At 65.9% G+C, this 12,979-nt stretch carries 13 protein-coding genes; 5 read left to right on the plus strand and 8 right to left on the minus strand.

Features of this window, described 5'->3' with window-relative positions:
• The 8 genes from ACFYOW_RS13905 to uraD all read right to left on the minus strand — a co-directional run bounded on the left by ACFYOW_RS13905 (window position 1) and on the right by uraD (window position 8,391).
• A complete protein-coding gene (locus ACFYOW_RS13905; RefSeq protein ID WP_387287758.1) occupies window positions 1-1,443 on the minus strand; it encodes an NCS2 family permease in 1,443 nt (480 codons plus the stop codon).
• 131 nt (window positions 1,444-1,574) lie between these two features.
• Window positions 1,575-3,911, minus strand: a complete 2,337-nt coding sequence (locus ACFYOW_RS13910) for a xanthine dehydrogenase family protein molybdopterin-binding subunit (RefSeq protein ID WP_387287760.1) — start codon at window positions 3,909-3,911, stop codon at window positions 1,575-1,577.
• On the minus strand, window positions 3,908-5,260 hold the full coding sequence (locus tag ACFYOW_RS13915; RefSeq protein ID WP_387287762.1) for an 8-oxoguanine deaminase: 1,353 nt from the start codon (window positions 5,258-5,260) through the stop codon (window positions 3,908-3,910). Before ACFYOW_RS13915 ends, ACFYOW_RS13910 begins: the two co-directional genes overlap by 4 nt.
• Before the next feature lie 95 nt (window positions 5,261-5,355).
• Window positions 5,356-5,826 (minus strand): (2Fe-2S)-binding protein, encoded by a 471-nt coding sequence (locus ACFYOW_RS13920; protein ID WP_387287764.1) that lies wholly within the window; start codon window positions 5,824-5,826, stop codon window positions 5,356-5,358.
• The gene (locus ACFYOW_RS13925; RefSeq protein WP_387287766.1) at window positions 5,826-6,701 is read right to left on the minus strand and encodes an FAD binding domain-containing protein; all 876 of its coding nucleotides are present in this window, start codon (window positions 6,699-6,701) and stop codon (window positions 5,826-5,828) included. The genes ACFYOW_RS13920 and ACFYOW_RS13925 overlap by 1 nt, the downstream gene beginning before the upstream one ends.
• A 2-nt stretch (window positions 6,702-6,703) precedes the next feature.
• On the minus strand, window positions 6,704-7,579 hold the full coding sequence (pucL, locus tag ACFYOW_RS13930) for a factor-independent urate hydroxylase (protein WP_387287767.1): 876 nt from the start codon (window positions 7,577-7,579) through the stop codon (window positions 6,704-6,706).
• Between the two features lie 3 nt (window positions 7,580-7,582).
• Window positions 7,583-7,882, minus strand: a complete 300-nt coding sequence (gene uraH, locus ACFYOW_RS13935; protein WP_387287769.1) for a hydroxyisourate hydrolase — start codon at window positions 7,880-7,882, stop codon at window positions 7,583-7,585.
• Window positions 7,879-8,391, minus strand: coding sequence for a 2-oxo-4-hydroxy-4-carboxy-5-ureidoimidazoline decarboxylase (uraD, locus tag ACFYOW_RS13940; protein ID WP_387287771.1), 513 nt, complete (start codon window positions 8,389-8,391; stop codon window positions 7,879-7,881). Before uraD ends, uraH begins: the two co-directional genes overlap by 4 nt.
• Window positions 8,392-8,585: 194 nt before the next feature.
• Between uraD and ACFYOW_RS13945 the strand changes: the two genes are divergently transcribed.
• The 5 genes from ACFYOW_RS13945 (at window position 8,586) to ACFYOW_RS13965 (ending at window position 12,970) form a co-directional block, all read left to right on the plus strand.
• Window positions 8,586-10,055, plus strand: coding sequence for a PucR family transcriptional regulator (locus ACFYOW_RS13945; protein ID WP_387287773.1), 1,470 nt, complete (start codon window positions 8,586-8,588; stop codon window positions 10,053-10,055).
• A gap of 8 nt (window positions 10,056-10,063) precedes the next feature.
• Complete coding sequence (locus ACFYOW_RS13950) at window positions 10,064-10,888, plus strand: alpha/beta fold hydrolase (protein ID WP_387287775.1); 825 nt, start codon at window positions 10,064-10,066, stop codon at window positions 10,886-10,888.
• Window positions 10,889-11,041: 153 nt separating this feature from the next.
• The gene (locus ACFYOW_RS13955; RefSeq protein ID WP_387287776.1) at window positions 11,042-11,647 is read left to right on the plus strand and encodes a hypothetical protein; all 606 of its coding nucleotides are present in this window, start codon (window positions 11,042-11,044) and stop codon (window positions 11,645-11,647) included.
• Between the two features lie 149 nt (window positions 11,648-11,796).
• Window positions 11,797-12,495: a helix-turn-helix transcriptional regulator gene (locus ACFYOW_RS13960; protein WP_387287778.1), complete on the plus strand. Its 699-nt coding sequence runs from the start codon at window positions 11,797-11,799 to the stop codon at window positions 12,493-12,495.
• 97 nt (window positions 12,496-12,592) lie between these two features.
• Complete coding sequence (locus tag ACFYOW_RS13965; RefSeq protein ID WP_387287780.1) at window positions 12,593-12,970, plus strand: VOC family protein; 378 nt, start codon at window positions 12,593-12,595, stop codon at window positions 12,968-12,970.
• Window positions 12,971-12,979: the final 9 nt, after the last annotated feature.

The following is a 12,979-nucleotide window of genomic DNA, read 5'->3' on the forward strand; positions in this document are numbered from 1 at the left end:
TTATCCGCCCAGGAGTAGTTCGATGGCCGAGATGCCGAAGTAGCCGGCGAAGACGAGGCTCACCACCCCGATCAGCCAATGGATTTCACGGAATTTGCCGCGCGCCAGCTTGATCACCACGTACGCGATCAGACCCGCGCCGACACCGTTGGTGATGGAGTAGGTGAACGGCATCAGCACGATCGTCAGGAAGGCGGGCACCGCCACCTCCAGATCGTTCCAATCGATCTTGCGGGCCTGGGTCATCATCAGCGCACCGACGATCACCAGCGCCGGCGCGGCGGCCTGGATCGGCACCACGGCCGCGAGCGGGGTGAAAAATACGGCGAGGCAGAACAATCCACCGGTCACCAGGCTGGTCAGTCCGGTGCGGGCGCCCTCACCGACACCCGTCGCGGATTCGACGTACACGGTATTTCCGGCGCCGCCGCTGACACCACCGATGACCTGCGAGATACCGTCGATGGTCAGCACCTTGCCGATACCGGGCATAGTGCCCTTCTCATCGAGCAGTCCGGCCTCGTCACAGACGCCGAAAACCGTTCCCATGGCGTCGAAGAACCCGGTCAGCACCAGGGTGAACAGCACGACCCCCGCGACCAGCCCACCCGCCTCGGCGAAACCGCCGAAGAGGTCGATATTCAGCGCCAGCCCGAAATCGGGTGCGGCGAAGAATCCCTTCGGCTTCTCCGGCACCACCGGCCCCCAGGCCTGCGGGTCGATCTTCGCCAGCGCGTTGACGGCAATGGCGAGCACGGTCGAGATGGCGATGCTGATCAGAATCGCACCGGGCACCTTGCGGATGAACAGTGCCAGCATCACCAGCAGTCCGACCGCGAAAATCACTACGGGCCAACCGGATAGGTGACCACCGGCGCCGAGGGTGACCGGCGGACCGGTCTGCGCGCCGTGTCCGACCACGCCGGCCGAGACCAGTCCGATCATCGCGATGAACATGCCGATCCCGACGCCGATCGCATTCTTGAGACCGAGCGGGATGGCATTGATGATCATGGTCCGCAGGCCGGTCGCGGCCAGGATCACGATGATCACGCCCATCAGGACGACCAGACCCATGGTCTGCGGCCAGGTCATATGCGGCGCCGCCTGGAAGGCGACCACCGGAACCACACCGAGTCCGGCGGCGAGCGCCAACGGCACATTGCCCGCCACGCCCATCAGGATGGTGCTGAGTCCCGCGGAAAACGCGGTGGCCGTGGTGAGTTGAGCGATGCTCAGCTTGTCACCGTTGACATCCGCGACGCCGCCGAGAATCAGCGGCACCAACAGGATGACGTAGGCCATGGCGACGAAAGTGGTAATGCCGCCACGGATTTCGCGGGAAACGGTGGTTCGGCGTTCGCTCAGCCGGAAGAACCGGTCGAGCGCAGACCTACCTGCTACCGGCTCTGGTGTGCTGGGCTTGGTCTGAATCTGGGTCATTGGCGTGCCCTCCTCGGGGCGTAGCCGACCTACGGTCCGGCGGCCGTCCTTTGGACTGGGCCGGACCGCACGGTTCGGGTACTGCTGTTGTGGAGTCTCTCCGGTCCACTGGAACCGGCTGCCCCTGTTGATCAACTGCTCCGGATGATGTCTTCCGGTCGCACCGGCACTCGGTTGATGTGCACGTTTCCACCCCGTGATCGGCAGGCGTCACGGATCGCCGCGGCGATCGCGGGTGTCGAAGAGAGCGTGGGCGGCTCTCCGGCGCCGCGCAGCCCGTAGGGGGCGTGCGGATCGGCGTTTTCGAGAATCTCCAGCCGCTGTGACGGCGTATCGAGAATCGTCGGGATCAGGTAGTCGGTGAAGGACGGGTTGCGCACCTTACCGCCTTCGACCTGGATTTCCTCCATGACCGCCAGGCCCAGCCCCTGTACGGAGCCGCCGTGGATCTGCCCTTCCAGGGACAGGCGGTTCATGATCTTGCCCACGTCCTGGACCGCGTCCAGGGAGACGACCTTGACCAGGCCGAGGTCTGTGTCCACGTCCACCACCGCGCGGTGTACGCAGAGAGCCAGCTGGGTGTGGCTATTCCCCTGTCCCGTAACGGGATCCATACCGGTGGTCGGCCGGTGGTGGTACTCGCGGGTCTCTTCGATAACCCCCTCATCCAGGACATCGACGATCGCCGCGAGCACCTCCCCCGTGCGCGAAACCACCTTGCCGCCGACCAGACGCAGTCCCGACATGGCACCGAACTTGGCCTGGGCCAGGGCGAGTACGCGCTGGCGCACGGCTTCACAAGCCGCCTTCACCGCACCACCGGTCATATAGGTCTGCCGGGAGGCGGACGACGAACCCGAGTCGCCGACCTGGTTGTCGGCCGGGTGAATGGTGACCCGTTCGATACCGAGTTCGGTCCGCGCGATCTGCGCCTCGACCGTCACCAGTCCCTGACCGACCTCGGCGGCCGCCGTGTGCACCAACGCAACCGGTTCTCCCGCAATGACTTCCAGCCGCACCCGAGCGGTCGAGTAGTCGTCGAAGGCCTCGGAGAAGCAGATGTTCTTGATGCCGACGCCGTAACCGACACCACGCACCACGCCCTCGCCGTGGGTCGTCTGCGATGCGCCGCCGGGCAGGTTGCGGATATCCGAGGCGTCCAGCTCCGGGGGCATCGGCATATCCCGCAGCTGTCCGAGCATTTCGGCCATCGGCGTCGGCGCGTGCAGCACCTGACCAGTCGCCAGCTTGGAACCCTGCGACACCGCATTGATCTGGCGCACGTGCACCGGATCCAGATCCAGCGCCTCGGCGACCTTGTCCATCATCGACTCGTGTGCGAAACAGGCCTGTACCGCGCCGAATCCGCGCATCGCACCGCACGGTGGGTTATTGGTGTAGATGCCGTAGGCGTCGATCTCGATATGCGGAATCTCGTACGGCCCCACCGCGAGCGAGGACGCGTTACCGGTGACGTTCAACGTCGCAGAGGTGTACGCGCCACCGTCGAGAACGATGAGAACCTTTGCGTAGGTGAGCTTTCCGGCATCATCGGCACCGTACTCGTAGAGCATCTTCGCCGGGTGCCGGTGCACATGCCCGAAGAACGACTCCTCGCGGTTGTACATCATCTTGACGGGCTTGCCGGTGTGCATCGCCAGCATGCCCGCGTGGATCTGCATGGACAGGTCCTCGCGGCCACCGAAGGCTCCGCCGACACCGGCCATCGTCATGCGGATCTGGTCGTCGGCCAGGCCGAGGCAAGGCCCGATCTGGGACAGATCATTGTGCATCCACTGCGTGGCGACGTAGAAGTCGAGCCCGCCGTCCTCGGCCGGAATCACCAGGCCGGATTCGGGGCCGAGGAATGCCTGGTCCTGAATGCCGACCTCGAATTCCTCGGTGATCACCACGGTGGCCAGCGCGCGGCCCACGGTGATATCGCCGACGCGCACCGGCTGATGCCGGGCGATACCGCCGCGCTCCTGCACCGCGAGCCGTTTCGGCGCCGAGAGCACCGCCATCGGGTCGGTAATGGGTTCCAGTACCTCCCAATCGATTTCGATGGCATCGAGGGCACGCCGGGCGATCTCGGGGTGGTCGGCGGCGACCAGGGCGATGGGCTCACCGTGGTGGCGCACCTCGCCGATGGCCAGGACCGGCTGATCCCAGGTGTGGTCGAGGCCGTACATCTTACGGCCGGGCACATCCTCATGGGTGAGTACGGCGTGCACACCGGTCATGGCCAGTGCGGGCGCGATATCGATACCGCGGATGATCGCGCGCGGATGCGGGCTGCGCAGGGTCGCACCCCAGAGCATGCCATCCATCCAGAGATCGGAGGCGTAGGCGAACTCGCCCTTGACCTTCAACGTGCCGTCGGGGCGCAGCGGGCTCTCCCCGATGCCGCCCTTACCGGGTGCGGCAACCTCTTGGGGGAAGCGGGTGGTCCGTGGGACAGTCATCATGCCTCCTGGCGCATCAACCGTTTGCGGGCCGCAACACCGGCGCGGCCGACGACATCCTGTGCGACGGTGCGCAATTCGTCGTTCTCCACGACGGTGCGCCCGCCGACGAGCAGCCGGGCCAGTGGCGGTGTCGGTCCGAAAACCAAGGAGCAGACCGGATCCTCGATCGCCGAGCGGAAACCGTCGACCCGCCAGATGGCGAGGTCGGCGAGTTTGCCGGGTTCGATACTGCCGATCTCGTTGTGGCGTCCGAGATTACGGGCACCTCCGAGGGTGCCGATCTCGAGCGCTTGGCGCGCGGTGAATGCAGTCGGACCGTTGACCGCGCGCTGGAACAGCATGGCCTGACGCATTTCGCCCGCCATGGAAGTCAACTCACTCGACGCCGCGCCGTCCACGCCGAGACCGACCCGCGCACCGGCGGCCACCAGATCGCTGACGCGGGCTATACCCGCACCGAGTCGGGCGTTGGAGCTGGGGCAATGTGCCGAGCCGCTGCCGGTTTCGGCGAAACGCCGGATATCGGCGTCGTGCAGGTGCACCGCGTGCGCGAACCAGACATCCTCGCCGAGCCAGCCGAGCTTTTCCATGTATTCGACCGGGGTGCAGCCCATCTGCTCGATGCAGTGCTCTTCCTCGTCGAGCGTTTCGGCGAGATGGGTATGCAGCCGAACACCTTTGGCACGGGCCAGCGTCGCGGAATCGATCATCAGACCCTCGCTCACCGAGAACGGCGAGCAAGGAGCGACCGCGACCCGCAGCATCGAATCGAACGACGGATCGTGATACTTGTCGATGACTTCGGCAGTGTGGGTGAGGATTTCGTCTCGACTCTCCACCACTTCATCCGGCGGCAGGCCGCCGTCCTTCTGTCCCCGGTCCATGGAACCGCGGCACGGGTGGAAGCGCAGGCCGATCTCGCTCGCCGCGCGCACCTCGGCCTCGAACAGGTCGCCGCGCCCCTTCGGGAAGATGTAGTGGTGGTCGCTGCTGGTGGTGCAGCCGGTCAACGCCAGCCAGCCCAGACCGGCAGCGGCCGCACCGTAGACGACGTCGGCGTCCATGCGCGCCCAGGTGCGGTAGAGACCGGTCAGCCATTCGAACAGGGTGGAATCCTGGAACAGGCCCTGGCTCGCCCACTGGTAGAGGTGGTGGTGGGTATTGACCAGGCCCGGGGTCACCAAACAGCCTGTGCCGTCGATTTTTTCGGCACCTGGAACGATCGGTGCCGGTCCCGCGCCGAGGGCTTGGATGCGGCCATCGGAGATGACTACATATCCGGACGCGATCTCGTCACCGACGACCGGCGCGATATAGGCGTTCTCGATGACAGTCTGTCCACCCGTCACCCGGCCTCCGCCCCGCACCGAATCGCTTCGCGATGCTGTACGCCCACCCGTCACCCGACCGCCACCCCTCATGGAATCGCTGCGCGATGCTTTCCTCATTTGCCCGCCTTACGTGCCGCGGCCAGTCGCACCGCGTCGAGGATCTTCTCGTATCCCGTACAGCGGCAGAGGTTTCCGGCGAGCGCCTCGCGGATCTCCACATCGGAGGGATCGGGATTGCGTTCGATGAGATCGTGCGCCTGCACGATGAGACCCGGTGTGCAGAAGCCGCATTGGACCGCACCGGCCTCGACGAACGCCTCCTGCATCGGATCGAGTTTCGCGCCGTTGGCCAGCCCCTCGACGGTGCGCACCGAGCGATCCTGTACCTGGCCCGCGGCCACGAGACAGGAACACACCGGCGTGCCATCTAAATAGACTGTGCACGAACCGCATTCGCCTTGCTCACAAGCATTCTTGGAGCCGGGCAGGCCCATGCGCTCGCGCAGCATATAGAGGAGGCTCTCGCCCTCCCACACATCGTCGACGGTCTCATGCGAGCCGTTCACGTCGAAGGTCACACGCATCAGGCTGCCCTCCTTCTTTCTGCTAGGTAGTCCGTCCAGGCCCAGGACAGGGTGCGGCGAGCCAGCACCGTGAGGGCATGTCTGCGGTATTCCGCGGTGCCGCGGACGTCATCGATCGGCTTGGCGGCGGCCGAGACCAGCGCACCGAATTCGCGGACGACATCGAAGGGCAATGGGGCCGGGTCATCCCAGTCCAGCGCATCGGCGAGGAATTGCTCGGCCGGTGTCGCGCGCAGCGGTGTCGGTCCGGCGGATCCGATGCCCGTGCCGACCGTGCGGGTGTCGGGGTGCAATGCGATCGAGAACGCGCAGACCGCGATCACCATGGCATTGCGGGTGCCGACCTTGGAGAAGTACTGCGGTCCGGTGGCCGGCTCGATCCGGATGGCGCGGATCAGCTCGTCGGGCTCGAGGGCGTTCTTCTTCACCCACACGTAGAAGTCATCGATCGGGATCAGGCGGGTGCCGCGCGCGGCCGACTCCACCTCGATCACCGCATTGCCCGCCAGCAACGCGGGGTGGGCGTCACCGGCCGGGGACGCACCGCCGAGATTGCCGCCGACCGTGCCGCGATTGCGGATCTGCGGCGAACCGACCGTGCGCGAGGCCTGCGCCAGACCGGGCAACTGGTGGTTGAGCCGGTTGATGACGCGCACATACGGGACGCCCGCACCGATCCGGATCCGGCCGTCGAGCTCGGTCGAGTAATCGAACAGGTCGCGACAGCGGTTGAGATCGAGCAGTGCCGCCGGACGGCCGTGGTCGAAGTTCATCTCGACCATGACATCGGTGCCGCCCTGGATGGGTTTGGCCTCCGGATTTGCGGCCTTCAGCTCGAGCGCCTCGGCCCAGGTATCGGGTCGTAGGAAATCCATCGTCACTCCCACGCCGGTCCGGGCGCGGGGGCGTCCTCGGTGAGTACGGTGCCCTCGATCAGGCCGTAAGGACGGTCGGCGGCGAAGAACACCTCGTTGTCGTTCTCCAGTCCGAAGCCCGACAGATCCACGACGAAGTGATGCTTATTGGGCAGCGACAGCCGAACCTCGCAGACCTCCGGGACCGCGCCGATCACCCGGTCGCCCATGGCGTAGAGGGTCTGCTGCAGCGAGTAGCTGTAGGTATCGGCGAATGCCTCGAGCAGCGCACCGCGGACCTCGCGGTAGGCCTTGTCCCAGTCGCCCGGTTCGCTCGCGAAACGCCACTCCGCGTTGACCTCGGTGGCCAGTACGCGGTCGTAGGCTTCCTGCAGCGTCGTGTACTTGTCCTTGATGTAGCCGTGGAATTCCGAGCCGGTGGAGTTGAGCACCACCAGACCCGTCAAACCTGATACCACCCAGGCGTTTTCGCCGTCGTAGTGCACCCGCGAGGTGCGGGTCTCCTGGCCGGAGCGGACGAACGAATACTGCTTGTCACCGGGGCCGACCACGATGCGCTCCCAGGCGTACTCCTCCAGGGAGACCCGCGCGTGGTGGATGGGCGGCTGGGAATCGACGAAATGCCGTGCCAGCAAAAGACCGAATGCTTCCGGCGAGGTGATGCCGTATTCCTTGGCGAAGGCGAATACGGTGTTCTTCTGGGTGTCGGTCGGCAGGACTGTCGCGTTGTCACCGGTCAGGTGGACCTCGTCCATGTCGCCGGATAACGCGACACCGACGTTCAGATCCCGGATCTCGTGGACGCCACCGGTTTTCGTCACCCGGACGACCCGGTTTTCCGCTTTGCCGTATCTATTCGGCCCGAGCTTGATCGACATGGTTCAGCTACCTCGGTAGGTCGAGTAGGAATAGGGACCGAGCAGCAGCGGCACGTGGTAGTGCTCGGCTGGGTCGGTGACGCGGAAGTCGATGGTCACCGACGGGTAGAACGGACTGAGCTCACCGGTTTCGAAAATCAGCCGGTGGATGCCGATTTCGGGCGCGGGCAGATCCTTGATGCGCCCGTCGTGGTCGGTGCGGCGCTCGGCGAGCACGGTGCCGTCGGCCCTTTCCAGCCGCACCGGCAGCCCTGCCGCCGGGCGACCGGATGCCGCGTCGAGCACATGGGTGGACAGACTCACCTGTCCTCCAACAACTTTCGGATCCGCAGCCGGGTGATATCGGCGAGTTCGCGCTGGGTTGCGATGCGCTCGCCCTCGGCGGTATTCGCCAGGCGCCTGCGCAGTTCGGCGCGGATCTGCTCGGCCGAGCGGCCGGCGGCGCGGATCAGGAAGACATGTCCGAACCGCTGCTCGTAGGCCAGGTTGCCGGCGGCGATGTCATCGAGTGTCTGCTGATCGACGCTCGCCGTGCCGGACTGCTCACCGGCGGACCATTCGGCCTCGCGCTCGTGCGTGCCCGCCTTGGCGCGATCACCGATGCGGGGATGCGCGGACAGCGCCTCCTCGATATCGGGCCAACTCAGCTCCCGTACCCCGGCGACCGCGGCGGCCATCAGACTCGTGCTGTCCACGTAGGGCCGGTGCGCCGCCACCTTCTGCGCCCAGACGTGTGAGGCGCAGCAGGTCAGCAGTTCCGCCGCGGCCTGGTCCGGAGGCAGCGAGTTGAGCCATCCGATCTCACCGGACATTCGATCTCCCATCGAGCTTGTTCTGGTGCTGGGAGTAAGTACACCCGCCGTTCATCTGCGCTGCCAGGACCCAGAAATCCGAAGTGTGCGCCAGTTCACACGGCCTCGTTTGTGTGAATATCCAAAGCGTCGCCGGGAGGGCGCGAGCTGGGCTGTTAGCCTCGGCAAGTGTGCGACTTAGATCACTTCTGACCATGAACCTCGGTCTCGAGCTCGTCACCGGCGAGGAAGAGCTCGACCGTTTCGTGCGCTGGGTAGTGACCACGGACATGCTCGATCCGAGTCGCTATCTCTCCGGCGGCGAGCTGGTCCTGACCGGGCTGCAATGGCGGCTTTCGCCGGAGGACAGCGAGACCTTCGTGCGCGCGCTGGCCCAGGCCGGAGTCGCCGGACTCGCCGCCGGTGACGCCCGCTATGGCGGCGCTCCGCCCGACGTCGTCGAGGCCTGTCAACGGCATCGGATACCACTGTTCCGTGTCCGTGAGGATGTCGCATTCGCCCAGGTCACCGAGACATTGACCCGCAATCTGTCCACCGGGCGCGCCGCGGACCTGACCGCCATACTCGACCGCCACCGCCAGCTCGTCTCGGGTACCGGGCTGGGCTCGGTGCTCGAGCTGATCGAACGCGATCTCGGGATGCGTTGCTGGGTCGTCGCATCCACCGGACGCGTGGTGGCCGGACCCGCCGCACCGCCACCGGTCGAGGCCACGGCAGCATTCCTGAACGCTCGCCGTCTCCCCCACGTGCTGGTCCAGGACAAGGCGCGCTACTCGCTGTTCGCCGTCGACGAGCACAGCACCTCCCGCGCCGCCGACTGGTTCCTGGTCTTCGAAGGCGACTTCAAAGACTGGCCGGAGGAACGTCGCGCCCTGACCGGCGAGCTCGCCGCGGTCGTATCGCTCGAACGCGCCCGGCTCGACGACCGCCAGAGCGCCGAGGGCCGCCTCGCCCAGGAACTCATCGAACTGATCGTCTCCGATGCCAAACCCGCCGAAATCATTTCCCGCCTGGAACTGACCGGCCTCGGTCCCGCCGAAACCTATATCGCAGTCGCGGCCGGCGCAGATGCCTTGCGCCCCGGCGAATTACGCGTCCTGCTGCGCGAAATCCTCTACGGCAAAAGGCCTGCCGCAGGTGTGGTCGACGGTGAAGCCATCGCCCTCATCCCTGCGGACGGCTCCGTCATCAGCGAAATCTACCGCGCCGTAACCGCTTTGGAGCCCGGACTACAGGGTGCTCACCTCTCGATCGGTGTCAGCGGCATCGTCGACGGCGAAGGCCTGCGCGGCGCGGTAGAGGAAGCCCGCTACGCCCGCCGTCTGGCGGCCGACCGCCCCACCCCCACCACCGTCGTCGGCCACGACGAACTCGCCACCCATATGCTCCTGCTGGCCAGCGTCCCCGACGAAGTCCGCCGAATGTTCCGCCTGCGCCTGCTCGACCCGTTGAGCAGCTACGATCAGGAAAACCGGGCCGACTTGGTGCACACCCTGGAAACCTTCCTCGAGGTGTCCGGCTCGTGGACCAAATGCGCTGAGCTACTTCACGTTCACGTGAATACCTTGCGCTACCGTATCCAACGCATCGAGGAACTGACCGGCCGCGACCTGTCCCGCCTCGAAGACCGCGTCGACTTCTTCCTCGCCCTCGCCCTCCGTTGAAGGAACCCATGGACAGCACGGATCTATACATCCCGACTCGGCTCGGAACCCTGCACGTCGTCACAACCGGGCACGGCGATCCGCTCGTGATGTGGCCGAGCCTGCTCATGGATGCCGGGCTCTGGGACGCTCAGATCGCTCACTTCGCCGAGAATTATCTGACCATTGCGGTGGACCCGCCCGGCCACGGAAAATCCAGTCCACTCACCCGCGGCTTCACTTTCGACGACTGCGCGGGCTCTGTGGTCGACATCCTCGACCACCTCGAACTCTCGCGGACCCACTTCATCGGGAACTCCTGGGGCGCCATGATCGGCGGCACCTTGGCCGCCGAATATCCAGATCGCGTCCGATCCGCCATCTTGATGAACGGCACGGCCTCGCCGGCGCCGAGCGCTCAGAAATTGCAGTACAGGGCGCTGCTGGTCATCGTCGGTATCCTGCGCGGCATCCGCCCGCCGCTCACACGTTCGGTAGTGAGCGCCTTCCTCGGGCCGACCACCGAAGCCACCCGCCCCGATGTCGTGCGCCGGGTCCTCGATACCGCACGTCGCAATGATCCGAAATCGGTGGCTCATGCCGTCCGATCCGTGGTGATCGAGCGCCCGGACCAACGCGACCGCTTCGCCGCGATCACCTGTCCCACGCTGGTCGTCGGCGGCCGCGAGGATCGCACCTTTCCGGTGCCCGAACTGGAGACCATGGCCCGGTCCATTCCCGGCGCCGAGCTGGCGGTCATCGAGGATGCCGCGCACCTCGCGGCCGCCGAGGTTCCCGAGGTCGTCAATCAGTTGGTCGAAACCTTCTTGGCGAACTGCGCCGAAGCGCGCTGACTCGTGCCGGTCTTGCGTACGGCCGCGCCGCAGCGAACGATTAGCTGTGCGGTGGCCGTGTTCGCGGGCCGTGCGGTCCGAGCACCCTCGGTGGACCGCGACGCGTCAGCCTCGCTATAGAGCGGAGTGATCCCTCCGCACTAGGAGGACTCGATGTTCATCCAAGTTATTCAAGGAAAGGTTTCCGACGCCGATCGGCTACGTCGGTGTATGGATCGGTGGAACGAGGAATTGCAGCCGGGAGCCGTCGGCTATCTCGGGACGACCAGCGGGTTGTGCAATGACGGAACGTTCATCGCATTGGCGAGGTTCGAATCCGAAGAAGCGGCGCGGCGAAATAGCAATCGTCCGGAGCAGGGCGCATGGTGGGCCGAGACCGAGCAGTGCTTCGACGGACCGGTGCAGTTCATGGATTGCCCCGAGGTGACGCAGTGGCTGGGCGGTGGCTCGGATCAGGCCGGGTTCGTCCAGGTCATGGAGGGCCATACCCGCAATCCGCGCCGCATGCGCGAACTGCTCGCCGAAGGCACCGAGCGCATCCACGAACTGCGCCCCGAAATTCTCGGCGGCACCTTGGCGACCTATGGCAGCGACGGTTACGTCGAGGCCGTCTACTTCACCTCCGAGGCCGAGGCCCGCGCCCACGAAAAGCTGGAGATTCCAGACGATCTGCGCACCCTGTTCGAGGAGGAAGGCGAACTGATGGGCGAAGTCGAATACTTCGACCTGCACGAACCGATGCTGGTCTCCCGCCGCTGACCCGAGCCGTCGCGTATCCAGTGAAACCCGCGCGCAGGCGACTGCGCGAGGCGCTCACTGGCTATGTGACACCCTCGACTGATACCCGCATTCCGCCAAGACAATTCGGGTGGGCGTTCGATGTCGGTGGTCGGCGCTAGCGTGGCGGCGTGAACCGTACGGATCGGCTATATGCGATCGTCGAGGAGTTGCGGGCGGTGGCGCCGCGGATGCGGACCGCGCGGGAGTTGGCGCAACGTTATGAGGTGAGCGTTCGGACGATCGAACGCGATATCGCGGCACTGCAGCAGGCGAGTATTCCGATCTACGCGGATGTCGGCAGGCGCGGTGGGTATGCGTTGGAGAAGAGCATGTCGCTGCCGCCGCTCAACTTCACCGCGGCGGAAGCGGTCGCACTCGCCGTGGCTTTGGCGCGCAGCGAGGCGACGCCCTTCGACCAGGCGGGGCGCAGCGCGTTGCGCAAGATTCTCGGGGTGATGTCGGAACGCAATGCGGCCGCCGCGCGCGACCTCGCCGCGCGGGTTCGGTTGCTGGATCCGGTGGATGCGCCGCCCGTCCAGGCCATTCCGTCGGTCATCGGGCAGTCGATCGAAGCGGGGCGGGTGCTGCGGATCAGCTATTCGGATCGCTTCGGCGCGGCCAGCGACCGGGAGGTCGAGCCGACGGCATTCCTCAACGGATCGCGCGGCTGGTATCTCATCGCGTGGTGCCGGTTGCGTGCGGAGTCGCGTTGCTTCCGGCTGGACCGCATCCGCGCGGTGACCATGACAGATACGCCGACGTCGCCGCGCCCGCTCCCCCCTTCCGATATTCCGAAGGACCTCGAACTCCGAACCGTCGCGCTGTGAGACGAAATCGGCGGGAAACACCGACAGGGGGTTGTCGCCGCGCCGGGGGATCGTGATCGGGCAAGACACCGATACCCGATCGCGAGGAGACGACACGGTGAGCACTCCCCCTTTCAACACGGTTGCCTGGTTCCAGGTCGGCAGCGATAAGCCGCAGGAGGTCGAGAAGTTCTACGGCGACCTGTTCGGCTGGAGCTTCGCCTCCGACCCGAACGCCGACAGCTACGACCTGGTCAGCTACCCGGCGAGCGAGGCGCCCAGCGGCGGCATCTCGCGCACCCCCGATGCCTCGGCCAATCACGCGACCTTCTTCGTCCTCGTCCAGGATGTGGCGGCCACGGTCGCCGCCGCCGAAAAGCTGGGCGGAAAGGTGTCGGTCCCGCCGATCACCGGCAAGGACGGACTCGTCTTCGCACACATCCTCGACACCTCCGGAAACGACTTCGGCATCTTCAGTCCACCGCCGCAGTCGTGAACCGACGGG

The organism is Nocardia sp. NPDC006982, from assembly GCF_042869435.1.
Classification (GTDB): domain Bacteria; phylum Actinomycetota; class Actinomycetes; order Mycobacteriales; family Mycobacteriaceae; genus Nocardia.

Coding starts and splice junctions, on each gene's coding strand:
- ACFYOW_RS13950 (WP_387287775.1), top strand. CDS start 10,064: ATGGACAGCACGGATCTATACATCCCGACTCGGCTCGGAACCCTGCAC.
- ACFYOW_RS13955 (WP_387287776.1), top strand. CDS start 11,042: ATGTTCATCCAAGTTATTCAAGGAAAGGTTTCCGACGCCGATCGGCTA.
- ACFYOW_RS13905 (WP_387287758.1), bottom strand. CDS start 1,443: ATGACCCAGATTCAGACCAAGCCCAGCACACCAGAGCCGGTAGCAGGT.
- ACFYOW_RS13925 (WP_387287766.1), bottom strand. CDS start 6,701: ATGGATTTCCTACGACCCGATACCTGGGCCGAGGCGCTCGAGCTGAAG.
- ACFYOW_RS13910 (WP_387287760.1), bottom strand. CDS start 3,911: ATGATGACTGTCCCACGGACCACCCGCTTCCCCCAAGAGGTTGCCGCA.
- uraD (WP_387287771.1), bottom strand. CDS start 8,391: ATGTCCGGTGAGATCGGATGGCTCAACTCGCTGCCTCCGGACCAGGCC.
- ACFYOW_RS13945 (WP_387287773.1), top strand. CDS start 8,586: ATGAACCTCGGTCTCGAGCTCGTCACCGGCGAGGAAGAGCTCGACCGT.
- pucL (WP_387287767.1), bottom strand. CDS start 7,579: ATGTCGATCAAGCTCGGGCCGAATAGATACGGCAAAGCGGAAAACCGG.
- ACFYOW_RS13920 (WP_387287764.1), bottom strand. CDS start 5,826: ATGCGTGTGACCTTCGACGTGAACGGCTCGCATGAGACCGTCGACGAT.